Annotated in this window: 14 protein-coding genes; 6 read left to right on the top strand and 8 right to left on the bottom strand. The window is 62.1% G+C overall.

Annotation, left to right across the window (positions count from 1 at the left end; all coding sequences use genetic code 11):
- The 8 genes from AC1RR7_RS06775 to AC1RR7_RS06740 all read right to left on the bottom strand — a co-directional run bounded on the left by AC1RR7_RS06775 (position 1) and on the right by AC1RR7_RS06740 (position 7,536).
- Positions 1-993: a vWA domain-containing protein gene (locus AC1RR7_RS06775; protein ID WP_493156766.1), complete on the bottom strand. Its 993-nt coding sequence runs from the start codon at positions 991-993 to the stop codon at positions 1-3.
- Entirely contained in the window at positions 980-1,468 is a 489-nt protein-coding gene (locus AC1RR7_RS06770) for a DUF4381 domain-containing protein (protein WP_493156764.1), read from the bottom strand. The genes AC1RR7_RS06775 and AC1RR7_RS06770 overlap by 14 nt, the downstream gene beginning before the upstream one ends.
- Entirely contained in the window at positions 1,465-2,403 is a 939-nt protein-coding gene (locus AC1RR7_RS06765; RefSeq protein ID WP_493156762.1) for a DUF58 domain-containing protein, read from the bottom strand. The genes AC1RR7_RS06770 and AC1RR7_RS06765 overlap by 4 nt, the downstream gene beginning before the upstream one ends.
- 8 nt (positions 2,404-2,411) lie before the next feature.
- Complete coding sequence (locus AC1RR7_RS06760) at positions 2,412-3,392, bottom strand: AAA family ATPase (RefSeq protein ID WP_493156760.1); 981 nt, start codon at positions 3,390-3,392, stop codon at positions 2,412-2,414.
- 15 nt (positions 3,393-3,407) lie between these two features.
- Positions 3,408-4,451, bottom strand: a complete 1,044-nt coding sequence (locus AC1RR7_RS06755; RefSeq protein WP_493156758.1) for a hypothetical protein — start codon at positions 4,449-4,451, stop codon at positions 3,408-3,410.
- A gap of 13 nt (positions 4,452-4,464) precedes the next feature.
- The gene (locus AC1RR7_RS06750) at positions 4,465-5,415 is read right to left on the bottom strand and encodes a SphA family protein (RefSeq protein ID WP_493156756.1); all 951 of its coding nucleotides are present in this window, start codon (positions 5,413-5,415) and stop codon (positions 4,465-4,467) included.
- A 12-nt stretch (positions 5,416-5,427) separates the two neighbouring features.
- Complete coding sequence (locus tag AC1RR7_RS06745; RefSeq protein WP_493156985.1) at positions 5,428-6,804, bottom strand: DUF1254 domain-containing protein; 1,377 nt, start codon at positions 6,802-6,804, stop codon at positions 5,428-5,430.
- A gap of 306 nt (positions 6,805-7,110) precedes the next feature.
- Positions 7,111-7,536: a YciI family protein gene (locus AC1RR7_RS06740; RefSeq protein ID WP_096820252.1), complete on the bottom strand. Its 426-nt coding sequence runs from the start codon at positions 7,534-7,536 to the stop codon at positions 7,111-7,113.
- A gap of 132 nt (positions 7,537-7,668) precedes the next feature.
- On the opposite strand from AC1RR7_RS06740, the gene AC1RR7_RS06735 reads away from it, so the two are divergent.
- The 6 genes from AC1RR7_RS06735 to AC1RR7_RS06710 all read left to right on the top strand — a co-directional run bounded on the left by AC1RR7_RS06735 (position 7,669) and on the right by AC1RR7_RS06710 (position 17,912).
- Entirely contained in the window at positions 7,669-8,112 is a 444-nt protein-coding gene (locus AC1RR7_RS06735; protein ID WP_493156754.1) for an SRPBCC family protein, read from the top strand.
- A gap of 132 nt (positions 8,113-8,244) precedes the next feature.
- A complete protein-coding gene (gene tpx, locus AC1RR7_RS06730) occupies positions 8,245-8,745 on the top strand; it encodes a thiol peroxidase (protein ID WP_102621372.1) in 501 nt (166 codons plus the stop codon).
- Between the two features lie 188 nt (positions 8,746-8,933).
- Positions 8,934-10,241, top strand: coding sequence for an MdtA/MuxA family multidrug efflux RND transporter periplasmic adaptor subunit (locus AC1RR7_RS06725; RefSeq protein WP_096820255.1), 1,308 nt, complete (start codon positions 8,934-8,936; stop codon positions 10,239-10,241).
- Positions 10,238-13,342: an MdtB/MuxB family multidrug efflux RND transporter permease subunit gene (locus AC1RR7_RS06720; RefSeq protein WP_493156753.1), complete on the top strand. Its 3,105-nt coding sequence runs from the start codon at positions 10,238-10,240 to the stop codon at positions 13,340-13,342. Before AC1RR7_RS06725 ends, AC1RR7_RS06720 begins: the two co-directional genes overlap by 4 nt.
- Complete coding sequence (locus AC1RR7_RS06715; protein WP_096820257.1) at positions 13,339-16,446, top strand: efflux RND transporter permease subunit; 3,108 nt, start codon at positions 13,339-13,341, stop codon at positions 16,444-16,446. Before AC1RR7_RS06720 ends, AC1RR7_RS06715 begins: the two co-directional genes overlap by 4 nt.
- A complete protein-coding gene (locus tag AC1RR7_RS06710) occupies positions 16,443-17,912 on the top strand; it encodes an efflux transporter outer membrane subunit (protein WP_096820258.1) in 1,470 nt (489 codons plus the stop codon). Before AC1RR7_RS06715 ends, AC1RR7_RS06710 begins: the two co-directional genes overlap by 4 nt.
- Positions 17,913-18,012 lie beyond the last annotated feature (100 nt).

Below are 18,012 nucleotides of genomic sequence, written 5' to 3'. Positions count from 1 at the left end.
TCAGGCCTCCTGCCGCTGACGTGCAACCGCCAGCCGTGGGTGCAGCAGCGCGCCGAGGTGGTACAGCGCCAGGACCAGCAGGGCCGCGCCCAACGGCCAGTGGAACAGTTCGCGTTGCGGCTGATGACTGAGGGTTTTCACTTGATGCGGCGTCAGACGGTCGAGGGTGCTGTAGACCTGATCCAGCGCGTTGCGATCTTCGGCGCGGAAGAACTGGCCGCCGGTGGTTTTGGCGATTTGCTCCAGCCCCGGCAGATTGACCTTGGCCTCGCCGGAGGCGCTCGGGTCGCCGATGCCGATGGTGTGAATCACCACGCCTTTGGCAGCGGCCATTTCGGCGGCATGGTCCGGCGTGATCGCACTGCTGGTGTCGTTGCCGTCGGTGAGCAGGATCAGGACTTTCTCCTGTTCATGGGTCTTGTCCAGCAACTTGAGGCTGAGACCGATGGCATCGCCAATCGCGGTGTTCGGGCCGGCCATGCCGATGCCGGTGTCGGCCAGCAGCAGCGACAGGCTGGCGTGATCAAGGGTCAGCGGCGCCTGCGGATAGGCGCCGCTGCCGAACACGATCAGGCCGAGGCGGTCGTCCTTGCGCTTGTCGATGAAGGTCTGGACGACGTCTTTGACCGCTGCGAGGCGATTGATTTTCTGGCCACTGGCGTTGGTGAAATCTTCGGTTTCCATCGACTGCGAAATGTCGATCGCGAGCATCAGGTCGCGCACCGGTTGCTGACGCTCGATGGGCTTTTCGATGAATACCGGACGGGCAACGGCCAGCAGCAACAAGGCCCACACCAGGAAATTGAGCAGCAGTTGCCAGTGATTGCGGCGGCTGCCGGCGGTGCCCGGTGTTTCACCCACGGCGCGGCTCATGGCGTTGAAGAATGGCACACGCACGGCGCTGCGGGCTTCCTGATACGCGGGCAGGTAGCGGTAGGCCAGCCAGGGCAGCGGCAGCAGGAGTAACAGCCACGGGTAATCAAGCTGCCACATGATGGTGCTCCACCCAGTGTTGGCAGGTGTCGAACAGCGCCTGACGCTGCGGTGCAGGCAGGTCGCGCAGAACGTCGTCGGGGGCGTAGGCCAGTCGGGCCAGTTGCTGGCTGAAATCGGCGGGCAGCGTTTTTTTGCTGTGTTGCTGCAAGAAGTGTTGCCAGTCCTCTTGTTCAGCGGCTGCGACCGATTGCGATTGCGGCATGGAAATAGCCACACGCTTGAGCAACTCCGGCAATTCGCGCAAGGCATTCAGGTCATCACTGCGATCACGCAACTGCGCCAGTCGCACCAGCGCTTCCCGTCGATACCGGTCGCGCCGCCATTGCCGATACCGCCGCGCCCCGATCGCCAGCGCTGTCAGTAGCAGAACCGCCAGCAATACCCACCAGCCCCAGGTCTGTGGCGCGTAACTGATCGGCACGGGCAGGCCCAACTCCTTGAGTTGTTCGATGCTTGGAATGTTCGGGTTCACCGCCGGGGTCCGGCGCTTTTGCCAAGCTCGGCGCGCAATTGCTGATGGGCTTCTGCGGCGGTGCTGAACATCATCAGCGGCACCTGACTGCGGCGCAGCAGGGTGGCGACGTCCTTGAGCCGGCCACCGAGAAAATCCCCCAGCGGCTGATGCACGTTGCGTTTCTCGACCGCCAGTTCCACTTGCAACTGGCCCTGGGTGACCAGCAGTCGACCATCGCTCGGCAGCTTCATCGCCAACGGGTCGTAGACTTGCAGAGCGATCACATCGTTGTGTGCTGACAGTTGCCTCATCAACTGCAAGGTGCGTTCGCCGGCCCCGGCAAAGTCGCTGACGATGCAAATCAGATGGTCATGCCCGGCCAGCGCCAGACAACGCTGCAAGGCCTTGTCCAGTTGATCCTCGTCTTCGGCGTCGGGGTTGCCGGCGTTCAGCGCCTGGTTCTGTTCGGCGATGCGACTGAGCAAGACCTCGACCCGTTTGCGGCTGCGCAGCGGCGCGATGCAGTCGATGCGCCGATCGTTGAACACCAGCCCGCCGACCCGGTCCCCGGCATGGAATACCATCCACGCCGCCAGTGCGCCGAGTTCGGCGGCGACAGCGGATTTGAAGCTGCGCTGAGATCCGAAAAACATCGACATGCGCTGGTCGACCACGATCAGCGCCGGGCGATCGCGTTCCTCGGTGAAGGTGCGCACCACCGGTTTGCCGGTGCGCAGCGAGGCGCGCCAGTCGAGATGGCGCAAGTCGTCACCGGGCTGATAACGGCGCAACTCATCGAAGTTCAAACCCCGGCCACGCAGACGCGAGGCGTGGTTGCCGGCGAGGATGCTGCCCTGTGGCTGGCGGGCCAGGAAACTCAGATCACGGGCCTTGAACTCCAGCGCCATCAACTGTGCGAGAGAGACATAGACCAGCCCGTCGGTGCTTTCCATATCAGGCCTCAGGCGGGAATCGCCACCTTGTCGAGAATCCGGTCCAGCACCTGATCGGCGCTGACGCCATCGGCCACCGCGTCATAGCTCAGTTGCAGGCGATGGCGCAGCACCGGGTGCACCACGGCGCGCACGTTGTCCGGCGAAACGAAATCCTGACCCTGCAACCACGCATCGGCGCGGGCGCAACGGTCCAGCCCGATGCCGCCGCGCGGACTGGCGCCGATGGCGATCCAGCGGCCGAGGTCTTCGTCGTAATCGGCCGGATGGCGGGTGGCGTTGATCAGGTCGATCAGGTAGCGGTCGATGGCGGGGGAGACGTGCACCGCGCTGACTTCCTTGCGTGCGGCGAAGATCACTTCCTGCGCCAGTTCGAAGCCCTTGGCCGGCGCGGTGTTGGCGCCCTGGGCGAACTCTTCGGCGCGCAGCAGTCGCAGCACCTGGCTCTCGTTGTCGGCGCTGGGGTAGTCGAGCAGGACTTTCATCAGGAACCGGTCCATCTGCGCTTCCGGCAGCGGATAGGTGCCTTCCTGTTCAATCGGGTTTTGCGTCGCGACAACAATGAACAACTCCGGCAGCACGTGGCTGTTACCGGCCACGGTGATCTGCCGTTCTTCCATGGCTTCGAGCAATGCCGCTTGCACCTTGGCCGGCGCGCGGTTGATCTCGTCGGCCAGAATCAGATTGCCGAACAGCGGGCCGGGCTGGAAACGGATCTCGTTTTTGCCTTCGAGCTGATGCAGCACCTCGGCGCCGGTGATGTCCGAGGGCAGCAGGTCCGGGGTGAACTGGATGCGGCTCATCTTTGCGTCCAGATGCCTGGCCAGCGCCTTGACCGTGCGGGTCTTGGCCAGCCCCGGCAGGCTTTCCAGCAGCAAGTGCCCGTTGGCCAGCAGGCCGAGCAGGATCTGCCGGATCACCTGATCCTGGCCGAACACCGTTTCAGCGATGCTGGCCTGCAGGGCGTTGAGGTCGGTGAGTGCGGTCATGGCGCGAGTCCTTGCTCAAAACATGAAGGTCGGGATGACCGGAACGAACGACAGCCGGAAATTCCAGCGGCTGCTGATCTGGTCTTCGGGGTGGATTGCCGAGTACTGGATCTCGCCGGAAATCCGCACCGGCAACTTGCCGAAATTGAAGATCCGCCCGGCGCCGATACCCACGGGAAAGGTCACCTTGTTGCCGCCGTCAGCCTTCCAGTTGACCGTGACGTTGGGCGTCATGCCGACCCGCCATTGGGCCGGGCCGGGAATCACGCGCTGGATGAAGTACTGCACGTTGGTCAGGCTGACGTCCTTGCGGTTGCTGTCGCCGCCGACCGACCACCAATGCTGCGGGAATACGCCGAGCGTCCAGTCCTCGCCCAGATATGCGGCGACGAACGCTGGGCCCAGCGAGTATTTGCCGGTGCCGAGCACGTCCTTTTCAGCGGTAGGGAACATCGCCGTCGGGCCGAAGCCCCAGACCATCTTGCCGCCGCCGGCAAAACGCACCGGTTGCTTGGGCGAGAACACGCCAACGTAGGTCAAGTCGCCGAAGCCGCTGGTACGGTCAAACGGATCTTCGACCACCGAGGCGAAATCGTCGCGGTCACTGAGGATTTCATTCGGCCCCATGCCGATCAGGTTGCCGGCCCTGTGGTTGACCGGAGCGCTGACGTAGCTGATCGGCACGCGGTTGATCAGATTCCAGTCTTCGCCGAGGGAGATCGGGAAGGTCGGCATGAAGCTGTACTTGCCGAGCATCCGTGTGCCGTTGCTGTTCGGGCCCTTGAGCGCGGTGTAGTCGAACTGGTTGACCAGCAGCACCAGGTTGCCCACCGGGTTATCCATCAGTTTGGAGATCTGTTCGGTGGACGGGTCGCAACCGGCCTTCACGACGTCCTTCAGGTCGATGTCGAAGTTCTGTTGCAGGCGATGGCAGGTTTCCGGATCGCCCTTGGTGACAGGGTTGGCGGGGGCGCTACCGAGCCCCGGTAAATCACCGCCCGCGCAGGCCAGGCTGCTGAACAATGCGCTGCATAAGGTCAAGCGGCGAGCGATGGCCATCCCTGGCGCCTCCTTAGAAAAACGCCAGGGTCAGGTTGACGGAAACGCCATTGCCTTCAGGACGGTTCTTGGTGTCGAACTCCGGCACCCAACGGGCACTGACGCTGGCCTGGGCGTCGGCGAATTTGCCGCTCCAGCCAACGGTCGGGCCGGCACCGACCGAACGACCGCGAAAGCCGTTCAGGGTGTCGGCGGTGTCACCCTTGTCGTCGCTCACCTGCTGGATGTAGCCGGCGACCAGCCCGGCATTCCAGCCGTTGCCAAAGCCGTGGGTCCACAGGGCTTCGAGGGAAAAGATGTCGCCCGTACGGTAATCGGTGGCCTTGTTCTCGGTGTAGAACTGCAGGTTGCCGGACAGCGTGAGCTCGCCACCCTTGCCGTCCAGATGCGAGAACGCCACGGTGGGCATGAACGTGTAGTTGTTCTGGCCGGGGTTGGCCAGGCGATTGTCGTTATAGGCACCGGTCGGTACGTAAATCGGCAGCGAAAACGAGATGTGGTTGAGCTCGTCGAAGTGGTAGCCGGCGGCGATCGGCGTGATCAGCGCGTCGGCAAACTGGGTGCCGGAATCGCTGGTGCCGAGGGTGCGTCCACGGGGGCCGGTGATGGCCGCATCGATGTCGGTGTATTGAACCGGTATGCCGATGGCCGAGGCATAGTTCCAACGGCCTTTGCCGGTGTCCCAGACGTGAGTGACGTTGGCCATGGTGTAGGAGACTTTCATCTTGATCCCGGCGCTGACCGCCCCGGAAATCGGTGCGCCACGACTGCCCTTGAGCTCGCCGTCGTACCAGATGCTGGTAAACGACGTCACCCAGCCCGGTGCCGGCGGGACGACCCCGGCATTGGAAAACACCTGCTGGCCGGTAATCGGTCGCCCGACACCGCCCTCGGCGGCGTACAGCGCCGGGCTGCCGAGCATGCACAGCGCCAGCAACGGGCGCACAACGGAAGGCTTGACCATCACTGACTCCGCTTATTGTTTTGTGTCGACCGGGTTGAGCAACGGCATTTTCCATTCACCGCTGGCGACTTCCGGTCTTGGCAGATACAGGCGCAAGACCCCGTAGAACGGGCCGTCCGGCGCAGGCAGCCAATTGGCTTGCTTGTCTTTCCCCGGATTCTTGTGCTGCACGTACAGGGTCAGACCGCCATCGGCATCGAGCTTCAGGTCCGGCAGCATCCGCGAGTTGATCAGGTAGCGGTTGAGCGGGTTGGCCACCAGCAGTTTGGTCTTGCCGTCGTACATCGTCAGTGACCAGAACGCATCGGCGGGGGGCAGGGCGCCCTTGTCGAAATGCAGGGTGTAGTCGTGTTTCGAGGCATCGGCGTGCTGCCCGTCCTTGTCGACGAAGTAACCGATGTAGTTGGCCTCTTCGGCGGAGTTGCCGAAGATTCCCATGTTGGCGCCAGCGTAGCGGTACAGGTAATTGCCCTTGAGGTGATCGCGGGTACCGAACAGATCACCGCTGGAAACCTGATGGGTATCGACCTTGTCTTTCTGAAACGCGGCGAACTCGGCTTTTGCATCGGCAATGCCGTCTTCCAGAGCCTTGCGTTGCTCGGCGCTGAGGGCCTTCAGATCGAAGGGTTGGCCGGCACCGATACCGATTTTGGCGAAGCGGGCCAGCAAGTCTTTCTCGACATCCTGCGGCGGCGTGAAGGCCAGCATGAAATTCAGGTAACGGAACAGGTCCGGGGTTTCGCTCATGGTCGGCGTCGGTTTCGGCCAGCTGACTTTCGGCGCTGGCGCCGGGGCTTTCTGTTTCACGTAATGGCTGAGAGGTTCGACCTTGTAGCCTTTCTGGATCTGCTTGACCTTGGACAGGTCCTTGTCGTCGAACAGTTGTGTGCGGTACAGCGCGTAGGTGATGTTGCTTTCACTGCGCAGCAGACGGTCGATGTTCAGCGGCTGCTGGCCCTGCCAGTTCGGCCCGGCAATCATGAAATGACCGCCGATGTTGCCGGTGCTGCGGGTGCCCAGGTAAGCGAAATTCTGCGTGTAGGCGTCGATCAGTTGCACCGAGTAATAACGGTGCTCCTCGATGGGCGGCAGGGTGAGAATCTGCGGCTCGGCACGCAGGTCCATCCAGACGAACGAGTAAGGCGTGTCGGCGTTGGGCGTGACGAATGCGGTGTCTTTTGCGGTGAAGGCTTTGGCAGTGTTGCCGATCCTGTTCAGTGGCGCCTTGTAGTTCGGACTCTTGGTGTCGATAGCCTGGGTGTAGAGGGTCTTGTACATCTCCACGACCGGGAAACCGTACAGGTAGGCTTCCTTGGCGATGCCCCGGGCTTCATCGGGGCTGGCGGTGAAATCCTGAGCGCCGACGCCACAGCTGACAAACGTGGCCATGACGCTGTATGCCGCCACCTTGAGGGCTGGTTTCGACCGGTTACAGAGGACGGACGTCAGCGAGCGCGCCGACGAAAAGGCGTGAACTTCCGTTTTATTCGACATGATTCCCCGATTCCCTGGTGGCTCAGTGGACGACTCGGCACTTCGCGGCCGTTAAGGCGTAATCCTTTTCTTATCAAGCCTGTAGGACATGTCTGTTGAAGCTAGCAGTTAATCGGGGGTTAGCCAGTCAGAGGGATTAATTCTTTGGTTTTGTGCGCAGGATCACGCCAGTTTGTGTACTGGCGCGAGCCCTGTGCAAAGTCAGTGTTTTTTTGCCTGCTCGCGTACCCGTTCTTCCTGTTCGCGCAGTTCCGGGGTGAACTCGGCGCCGAAATCTTCCGGGCTGAACACCTGGCGAATCTCGATCTCGGCTTCGGTGCCCGGCATGGGATTAGGGCAGCGCTTGACCCACTCGATGGCTTCTTCCTTCGACTTCACGTCCCAGATCCAGTAACCGGCGATCAGCTCCTTGGTCTCGGCGAAGGGGCCATCGATCACGCTGCGTTTTTCACCGCTGAAACGCACGCGAGCGCCTTTGCTGCTGGGGTGCAGGCCGTCGGCGGACACCAGAATGCCGGCCTTCGCCAGTTCCTCGTTGTAGTTGCCCATGTCGGTCAGCAGTTGTTCGCTGGGCATCACGCCGGCTTCGGAATCCTGGCTGGCTTTGACAATGATCATGAAGCGCATGGTGTTTCTCCGCTGGAAAGTGAGGGATTCACTGCTTTGTCGAATGGCGGGGGCTTGAATCGACAGGTCGTTAAATAAAAGATGCAGACTCGCGTTTTAACAAGCATCGCCTCCATACGGAATGTGTCCGCCATGCCCACACTGGAACTCACGACCCTGATCCCCGATCGCACCCCGAGCGAGGTACTCGACTTCTGCCTGGAAGGCGTCAATTTACCGAAGATCTTTCCCGAACGCGTCACGCCGCTGGGGGATATCGACCTGAGCAACTTGCGTATCGAAGCCGGGCGGCAATTCCGTTTCCGGCACTGGATGTTCAATCTGATCCCGTCGAACTGGACGGTGACGATCCGCGAAGTCGGCGACACGCATTTTGTCGATGAAATGCTCAAGGGACCGCTGCGTGCCTTTCGTCATGAACATCGGGTGGCGGCGGGTGAGGGGGGTACGCTGTACACCGACCGCGTGACGTATTCGGCGATTGGCGGGGCGTTCAGCGAGCGATTGCTGGTGAACGGCTACATGCGGCGGATATTCGAGGCCCGCCATCGCAACATGCTGCAATTGCTTGGGTAGCGCTCAAGGTTGTATCCAATCTTGCGTGGTGGCACATGACAATTTCGGTTCAGGCATAGGTCGTCGGACAATTTCGTGGTTAACTTCCGCCTCTTGCATGCTTTCCCAACAACGTTAAGAAGGACTCCGTTCATGGCTCAAGTCACGCTCAAAGGCAACCCGGTTCAAGTCAACGGCCAATTGCCACAAGCCGGTTCCAAGGCACCAGCCTTTTCCCTGGTAGCCGGCAATCTGTCCGACGTCACCCTGAAAGACTTCGCCGGCAAGCGCAAAGTGCTGAACATTTTCCCAAGCGTCGACACCCCGACCTGCGCTACTTCCGTGCGCAAGTTCAACGCTCAGGCCAACGAACTGGCCAACACCGTGGTGCTGTGCATCTCGGCTGACCTGCCATTCGCCCAGGCCCGTTTCTGCGGCGCTGAAGGCCTGGAAAACGTACAGAACCTGTCGACCCTGCGTGGCGCCGAGTTCATCCAGAACTACGGCGTGGCCATCGCTGACGGCCCGCTGAAAGGCCTGACCGCCCGTGCGGTAGTCGTGCTGGACGAAAACGACAACGTGCTGCACAGCGAGCTGGTCAAGGAAATTGCTGAAGAGCCGAACTACGAGGCAGCTCTCTCGGTTTTGAAATAAGTGTTCTGAAACAAGCGCTTTACAATTGTTAACGGCCTGGCCCTGTCCAGGCCGTTTTCATTTGTGTATCAGTGTTTTGGCTCACACCTTGAAACGTAAGTTGAAGGTAAATTGCCGGTAAAGCTGCTTTGCTTTACCCCCACCAGTGCTTATCGTTCAGCCTCCCGTAAAAGAAGCCCACGCGCCCAATGGTTAATCACTCCATGCAATCGTCTTCCCGAAACTCTCGTCGCTGGCTGCTCAGCCTGCTTGTCCTGCTGGTCATCGCCGGTCTGTGCTGGAAATTCTGGCCCGCCGGATCGACCCACAAAGAGGGCGGCGAGAAAGCCGCGGCCGGTCATACCGGTCGTTCGGGGATGATGCGTCCGGGCTTCGGCGGCGCGGCAGGTCCGATCCCGGTGCGCGTGGCGCCGGCCGTCACCGGTGACTTCCCGCTGTATTACAAGGCGCTGGGCACCGTGACCGCGCTCAACACCATCAACGTGCGCAGCCGGGTCGGCGGCGAACTGGTGAAGATCTATTTCGAAGAAGGGCAGATGGTCAAGGCCGGCGACCTGCTGGCGGAGATCGATCCGCGCTCGTACCAGAACGCCTTGCTCCAGGCTGAAGGCACCTTGCTGCAGAACCAGGCTCAGCTGAAGAATGCCCAGGTCGACGTCGAGCGCTATCGCGGCCTGTTCAAGGAAGACAGCATCGCCAAGCAGACCCTGGACACCGCCGAAGCGCTGGTCGGCCAATACCTCGGCACCGTGAAGACCAATCAGGCGGCGGTCAACGACGCCAAGCTCAACCTCGAATTCACCAAGATCCGCGCACCGATTGCCGGTCGCGTCGGCCTGCGTCAACTCGACGTCGGCAACCTGGTGGCGGCGAATGACACCACGTTCCTCGCCGTGATCACCCAGACCCAACCGATCAGCGTGGTCTTCACGCTGCCGGAAAACACCCTCGAAACCGTACTCGCCCGCTACCACAGCGGCGCCAAGCTGCCCGCCGAAGCCTGGGACCGTGGCGACACCAAACTGCAAGCCAGCGGCGTGCTGCAAAGCCTCGACAACCAGATCGACGTGACCACCGGCACCCTGAAGTTCAAGGCACGCTACGAAAACCGCGATCAGTCGCTGTTCCCCAACCAGTTCGTCAACGTCCACCTGCTGGCCGACACCCTCAAAGGCGTCGTGCTGGCTCCGTCGGCCGCGATCCAGTTCGGCACCAACGGCACCTTCGTCTACGCGCTGGACGGCGACAAGAAAGTCACTATCCGCCAGTTGAAGATCGGTGCCAGCGATGGTCAGAACACCGTGATCACCGAAGGCCTGGCCGCCGGCGACCGCGTGGTGCTGGAAGGTACCGACCGTTTGAAAGAAGGCAGCGAAGTCGAAGTGGTCAACGACAGCCAGGACGTGCCGGCCACGCCGACCGAACACCTGCAAGGCAAGTCAGCCGCCACCGCGCCTGACGCTGCTGCCACCAACAAGGCCAAGAAGGGCGCATGAACATTTCGCGTCTGTTCATCCTCCGCCCGGTCGCCACCACGCTGAGCATGCTGGCCATCGTGCTGGCCGGCCTGATCGCCTATCGCCTGCTGCCGGTTTCGGCTCTGCCGCAGGTCGATTACCCGACCATCCGGGTCATGACGTTGTACCCGGGCGCCAGTCCGGACGTGATGACCAGCGCCGTCACCGCGCCGCTTGAACGCCAGTTCGGGCAGATGCCGGGCCTGACGCAAATGGCCTCGACCAGTTCCGGCGGCGCCTCGGTGCTGACCCTGCGTTTCAGCCTCGACATCAACATGGACGTCGCCGAGCAGCAAGTGCAGGCCGCGATCAACGCTGCGACCAATCTGCTGCCGACCGACTTGCCGGCGCCACCGGTGTACAACAAGGTCAACCCGGCGGACACCCCGGTGCTGACCCTGGCCATCACTTCGAAAACCATGTTGCTGCCCAAACTCAACGATCTGGTCGATACGCGCATGGCGCAGAAGATCGCTCAGATCAGCGGCGTGGGTATGGTCAGCATCGCTGGCGGTCAGCGTCAGGCGGTGCGGATCAAGGTCAACCCGGAAGCGCTCGCCGCCAACGGCCTGAACCTGTCGGACGTGCGCACGCTGATCAGCGCGTCGAACGTCAACCAGCCCAAAGGTAACTTCGACGGCCCGACCCGGGTGTCGATGCTCGATGCCAATGACCAGCTGACTTCGCCCAAGGATTACGCCAACCTGATCCTGGCCTACAAGAACGGCGCGCCGTTGCGGCTCAAGGATGTCGCGCAGATCGTCGACGGCGCCGAGAACGAGCGTCTGGCCGCGTGGGCCAACCAGAATCAGGCAGTGTTGCTGAATATTCAGCGTCAACCGGGCGCCAACGTGATTGAAGTGGTCGACCGGATCAAGGCGCTGCTGCCGAGCGTCACCGACAACCTGCCGGCCGGCCTTGAAGTGACCGTGCTGACCGACCGCACCCAGACCATCCGCGCCTCGGTCACCGACGTGCAGCACGAACTGCTGATCGCCATCGCTCTGGTGGTGATGGTGACGTTTCTGTTCCTGCGTCGCGCCAGTGCCACCATCATTCCGTCCGTCGCGGTGCCGCTGTCGCTGATCGGTACGTTTGGCGTGATGTACCTGGCCGGTTTCTCGGTCAACAACCTGACGCTGATGGCTCTGACCATCGCCACCGGTTTCGTGGTCGACGATGCGATCGTGATGCTGGAGAACATCGCTCGTTTCATCGAGGAAGGGGACAGTCCGATGCAGGCCGCGCTCAAGGGCGCGAAGCAAATCGGTTTCACCCTGATTTCCCTGACCCTGTCGCTGATTGCGGTACTGATTCCGCTGCTGTTCATGGCCGACGTGGTGGGGCGGCTGTTCCGCGAATTCGCCATCACCCTGGCGGTGGCGATCCTGATTTCCCTGGTGGTCTCGCTGACCCTGACGCCGATGATGTGCGCGCGGTTGCTCAAGCGTGAGCCGGAAGAACATGAACAGGGCCGTTTCTACCGGGCCAGTGGTGCGTTCATCGACTGGATGATCGCGGCTTACGGGCGCAAGTTGCAGTGGGTGCTCAAGCACCAGCCGCTGACGTTGCTGGTGGCCATCGGCACGCTGGCGTTGACCGTGTTCCTTTATATGGTGGTGCCCAAGGGCTTCTTCCCGGTGCAGGACACCGGGGTGATCCAGGGGATTTCCGAAGCGCCGCAGTCGATTTCCTTTGCCGCCATGGGCGAGCGTCAGCAAGCGCTGGCCAAGGTGATTCTGGAAGATCCGGCGGTGGAAAGCCTGTCGTCCTACATTGGCGTCGACGGTGACAACGCCACGCTCAACAGCGGTCGTCTGCTGATCAACCTCAAACCTCACGGTCAGCGCGACCTGACGGCCGCCGAAGTGATTACCCGCCTGCAACCGCAACTGGACAAACTGGTGGGCATCCGTCTGTTCATGCAGCCGGTGCAGGACCTGACCATCGAAGACCGTGTCAGCCGCACCCAGTACCAGTTCAGCATGTCCTCGCCGGACGCCGAACTGCTCAGCCTGTGGAGCGGGCGCCTGGTGGAAGCACTGGCCCAGCGCCCTGAACTGACCGACGTCGCCAGCGATTTGCAGGACAAGGGCTTGCAGGTGTTCCTGGTGATCGACCGTGACGCGGCCTCGCGCCTCGGCGTGTCGGTGGCGAATATCACCGATGCACTGTACGACGCCTTTGGCCAGCGGCAGATCTCGACCATTTACACCCAGGCCAGCCAGTACCGCGTGGTGCTGCAGGCTCAGGCTGGAGAGAAGATCGGCCCGCAGGCGCTGGATCAGATTCACGTCAAGACCACCGATGGCGGTCAGGTGCGGTTGTCGAGCCTGGCCCATGTCGAGGAGCGTCAGGCGCAACTGGCGATCACCCACATTGGCCAGTTCCCGGCGGTGATGATGTCGTTCAACCTTGCCCACGGTGTGGCGCTGGGGCATGCGGTGGACATCATCGAGCAGGTGCAGAAAGACATCGGCATGCCGATCGGTGTGCAGACTCAGTTCCAGGGCGCGGCCGAAGCGTTCCAGGCCTCGCTGTCGAGCACCTTGCTGCTGATTCTGGCGGCGGTGGTGACCATGTACATCGTGCTGGGCGTGCTCTACGAGAGTTACATTCACCCGATCACGATTCTTTCGACCTTGCCGTCGGCGGCGGTCGGCGCCTTGCTGGCGCTACTGCTCAGCGGCAACGACCTGGGCATGATCGCGATCATCGGCATCATCCTGCTGATCGGTATCGTGAAGAAGAACGCGATCATGATGATCGACTTCGCTCTCGACGCTGAACGCACCCAGGGCATGGCCCCGGAGCAGGCGATCTATCAGGCGGCGCTGTTGCGCTTCCGGCCGATCCTGATGACCACGCTGGCTGCGCTGTTCGGCGCGGTGCCGCTGATGCTGGCCACCGGTTCCGGCGCTGAATTGCGTCAGCCGTTGGGTCTGGTGATGGTCGGCGGCCTGCTGGTGAGTCAGGTGCTGACACTGTTCACCACCCCGGTGATCTACTTGTACTTCGACCGCCTCGGTCGACGCTGGGGCCGTGCGCCTTCGGCCGTGGAGCCGGTAGAACAGCCATGAACCTGTCCGGTCCTTTCATCAAGCGCCCGGTGGCGACCATGCTCCTGAGCCTGGCGATCATGCTGCTGGGCGGCGTGAGCTTCGGCCTGCTGCCGGTGTCGCCACTGCCACAAATGGACTTCCCGGTGATCGTGGTGCAGGCGAGCCTGCCCGGCGCCAGTCCGGAGGTCATGGCCTCGACCGTGGCGACGCCGCTGGAGCGCTCGTTCGGCGCCATCGCCGGCGTCAACACCATGAGCAGCCGTTCCAGCCAGGGCTCGACCCGGGTCATTCTGCAATTCGACCTCGACCGCGACATCAACGGCGCGGCGCGGGAAGTGCAGGCCGCGATCAACGCCTCACGCAATCTGCTGCCGAGCGGGATGCGCAGCATGCCGACCTACAAGAAGGTCAACCCGTCGCAGGCGCCGATCATGGTGTTGTCGCTGACGTCTGATGTGCTGGAAAAAGGCCAGCTCTACGATTTGGCCTCGACCATCCTGTCCCAGAGCCTGTCCCAGGTGCAGGGCGTGGGCGAGGTGCAGATCGGCGGCAGCTCATTGCCGGCGGTGCGCATCGAACTCGAACCCCAGGCGCTGAACCAGTACGGCGTGGCGCTGGACGATGTGCGCAAGACTATCGCTGGCGCCAACGTTCGCCGGCCCAAGGGTTCGGTCGAGGATGACCAGCGTTTGTGGCAGATCCAGGCCAATGACCAACTGGAGAAAGCCAAGGACTACGAGTCGCTGATCATCCACTACAACGGCGGTGCGGCCCTGCGCCTGAAAGACGTGGCCAAGGTCACCGACGGCGTGGAAGACCGCTACAACAGTGGTTTCTTCAATGACGACGCGGCGGTGTTGCTGGTGATCAACCGGCAGGCCGGCGCCAACATCATCGAGACGGTCAACGAGATCAAGGCGCAGTTGCCGGCGTTGCAGGCCGTGTTGCCGGCCAGCGTCAAGCTGAACCTGGCGATGGATCGTTCGCCGGTGATCAAGGCCACCCTGCACGAAGCGGAGATGACCCTGCTGATCGCCGTGGCGCTGGTGATCCTGGTGGTGTTCCTGTTCCTCGGTAATTTCCGCGCGTCCCTGATTCCGACCCTGGCAGTACCGGTGTCGCTGGTCGGCACCTTTGCGGTGATGTACCTCTACGGCTTCTCGCTGAACAACCTGTCGCTGATGGCGCTGATTCTGGCCACCGGGCTGGTGGTGGACGACGCCATCGTGGTGCTGGAGAACATTTCCCGGCACATCGACGAAGGCGTCAAACCGATGAAGGCCGCGTACCTCGGGGCCAAGGAAGTCGGTTTCACCTTGCTGTCGATGAACGTGTCGCTGGTGGCGGTGTTCCTGTCGATCCTGTTCATGGGTGGGATCATCGAGAGCCTGTTCCGCGAATTTTCCATCACCCTGGCCGCGGCCATCGTGGTGTCGCTGGTGGTTTCCCTGACCCTGACCCCGATGCTCTGTGCCCGTTGGCTGAAGCCGCACACGCCGGGCCAGGAGAACCGTCTGCAGCGCTGGAGCCGGCGCACCAACGACTGGATGGTCGGCAAGTACGCCACCAGCCTCGACTGGGTGCTGCGTCACCGGCGCCTGACGCTGTTGAGCCTGATCATCACGGTCGGCGTCAACGTCGCGCTGTACGTGGTGGTGCCGAAGACGTTCCTGCCGCAACAGGACACTGGCCAGTTGATCGGTTTCGTGCGCGGTGACGACGGTCTGTCGTTCAGCGTGATGCAGCCGAAAATGGAGACTTTCCGCCGCGCCGTGCTCAAGGACGAAGCGGTCGAGAGTGTCGCCGGGTTCATCGGTGGCAACAACGGCACCAACAACGCCTTCATGCTGGTGCGTCTGAAGCCGATCAAGGAGCGCAATATCTCGGCGCAGAAAGTCATCGAGCGTCTGCGCAAGGAAATGCCCAAGGTGCCCGGCGCACAGTTGATGTTGATGGCCGACCAGGACCTGCAATTTGGCGGTGGTCGTGAGCAGACCACGTCGCAGTACACCTACATTCTGCAGAGCGGTGATCTCGGCGCTTTGCGCGAGTGGTACCCGAAAGTGGTCACCGCGCTGCGAGCCTTGCCGGAACTGACCGCCATCGACGCCCGTGAAGGACGCGGTGCGCAGCAAGTGACACTGATCGTCGACCGTGATCAGGCCAAACGCCTGGGCGTGGACATGAACATGGTCACCGCCGTCCTGAACAACGCCTACAGCCAGCGGCAGATTTCCACGATCTACGACAGCCTCAACCAGTATCAGGTGGTGATGGAGGTCAATCCGAAATACGCCCAGGATCCGGTCACCCTCAATCAGGTGCAGGTCATCACCGCCGATGGCGCGCGGATCCCGCTGTCGACCATTGCCCACTACGAAAACAGCCTGGAAGACGACCGGGTCAGCCACGAAGGCCAGTTCGCCTCCGAAAGCATTTCGTTCGACATGGCCGAAGGCGTGACGGTGGAGCAGGGCAGTGCCGCCATCGAACGGGCGATTGCCAAGGTCGGTCTGCCGGAAGACGTGATCGCGAAAATGGCCGGCACCGCCGACGCCTTCGCGGCCACCCAGAAGAGCCAGCCGTTCATGATCCTCGGTGCACTGCTGGCGGTGTATCTGGTGTTGGGCGTGCTGTATGAAAGCTACATTCACCCGTTGACGATTCTGTCGACGCTGCCGTCGGCCGGGGTCGGTGCGTTGCTGTCGATCTATGCGCTGGGCGGCGAGTTCAGCCTGATCTCGCTGCTCGGGTTGTTCCTGTTGATCGGCGTGGTGAAGAAGAACGCGATCCTGATGATTGACCTGGCACTGCAACTGGAACGTCATCAGGGCATGGCGCCGCTGGAGTCGATCCGCAGCGCCTGCCTGCAACGTCTGCGACCGATCCTGATGACCACGCTGGCGGCGATTCTCGGTGCCTTGCCGTTGCTGCTCAGCCGTGCCGAAGGTGCGGAAATGCGCCAGCCGCTGGGCCTGACGATCATCGGCGGGTTGATTTTCAGCCAGGTGCTGACCCTTTACACCACACCTGTGGTTTACCTCTATCTCGACAAGGCCCGCCACCGCTTCAACAAGTGGCGTGGCGTACGTACCGATGCCGCTCTGGAAACTCCGCTATGAATGACCGTTCGCTTATCCAACTGGCCAGTGTCCGCGGCTCGCGTTTGCTGAGCCTGTCACTGTGCGTGGCGATGCTCAGTGCGTGCGCCGTCGGCCCGGACTACCAGCGCCCGCAGACCGCCGAAATTGCCCAGTACAAAGAGGCCGAAGGCTGGCGTCAGGCCAGTCCTGCCGACTCTCTGGCCCGTGGCGCCTGGTGGGAACTGTACGGTGATCGCCAGCTCAACGAGTTGATCGAGAAGCTCAACAGCGCCAACCAGACCGTCGCCCAGTCCGAGGCGCAATACCGTCAGGCCCAGGCCCTGGTGCGTGATGCACGCGGGGCGTTTTACCCGAGCATCGACCTGAGCGCGGGCAAGACCCGTTCCAGCCAGGGCACCGGCAGCAGCAGTTCGAGCCTGAGCAGTTCTTCCAGCGGGATTCGTGACACCTACAACGCCCAGTTGGGCGTCAGTTGGGAGGCCGATGTCTGGGGCAAGTTGCGTCGTGGCCTGGAGGCCAACGAAGCCAGCGCCCAGGCCAGCTTCGCCGATCTGGCGGCGATGCGTCTGAGCCAGCAGTCGGAATTGGTGCAGAACTACCTGCAATTGCGCGTGATCGATCAGCAGAAGCGCCTGCTGGAGTCGACAGTGGCGGCCTATGAGCGCTCGCTGAAAATGACCCAGAACCAATACAACGCCGGGGTCTCCGGGCGTGACGCGGTAGCCCAGGCGCAGACACAACTCAAATCCACCCAGGGTGATCTGGTGGACCTGATCTGGCAGCGGGCGCAGTTCGAAAACGCCATCGCGGTACTGACCGGCCAGCCTCCGGCGCAATTCAAGCTAGCCGAAACCCAGGACATCCCGAAGCTGCCGCAGATTCCGCTGAGCTTGCCGTCGCAATTGCTGGAGCGTCGCCCGGACATCGCTTCGGCGGAACGCTCGGTGATCGCGGCCAACGCCAACATCGGCGTGGCCAAGGCCGCGTATTACCCGGACTTCAGCCTGAGCCTCAGTGGCGGCTACAGCAGCAGTACTTCGCGGGACCTGATCAGCCTGCCGAACCGGTTCTGGTCGGTGGGGCCGAAAATGAGCCTGCCGCTGTTCGACGGCGGCCGACGCTCGGCGGAAGTTGATCGCACCGAAGCGAAGTACGACGAAACTGTGGCCAAATACCGGCAGACCGTGCTCGACGGCTTCCGTGAAGTGGAAAACTATCTGGTGCAGTTGAAAGTGTACGAGGACGAGGCGGCGGTACGCCAGGAAGCCCTTGATGCTGCGCGCGATTCCTTGCGTCTGACCCAGAACCAGTACAAGGCCGGGCTGATTGCCTACATCGACGTGGTGGTGGTGCAAGCCACGGCGTTGAGCAACGAGCGGACGGTGCTCAATATCCTGCAGAGTCGACTGATTGCCAGTGTGCAATTGATCGCGGCGCTGGGCGGTGGCTGGGACGGGCAGCTGGAAACCAGCCAGAATCCGTAACCCTGAATTCCCACGCAACGCGTGGGATCGATCAGTACTGCGACTGCCGGGCTAGAGCCTTGTCGAACGATCAAACAAGCGTTTCATCGGCTTGATGGCC

It is taken from the genome of Pseudomonas sp. GW821-FHT11G12, from assembly GCF_058808055.1.
The sequence above is the reverse complement of the archived record's forward strand: the minus strand, read 5'-3'. Positions and strand labels throughout refer to the sequence as shown.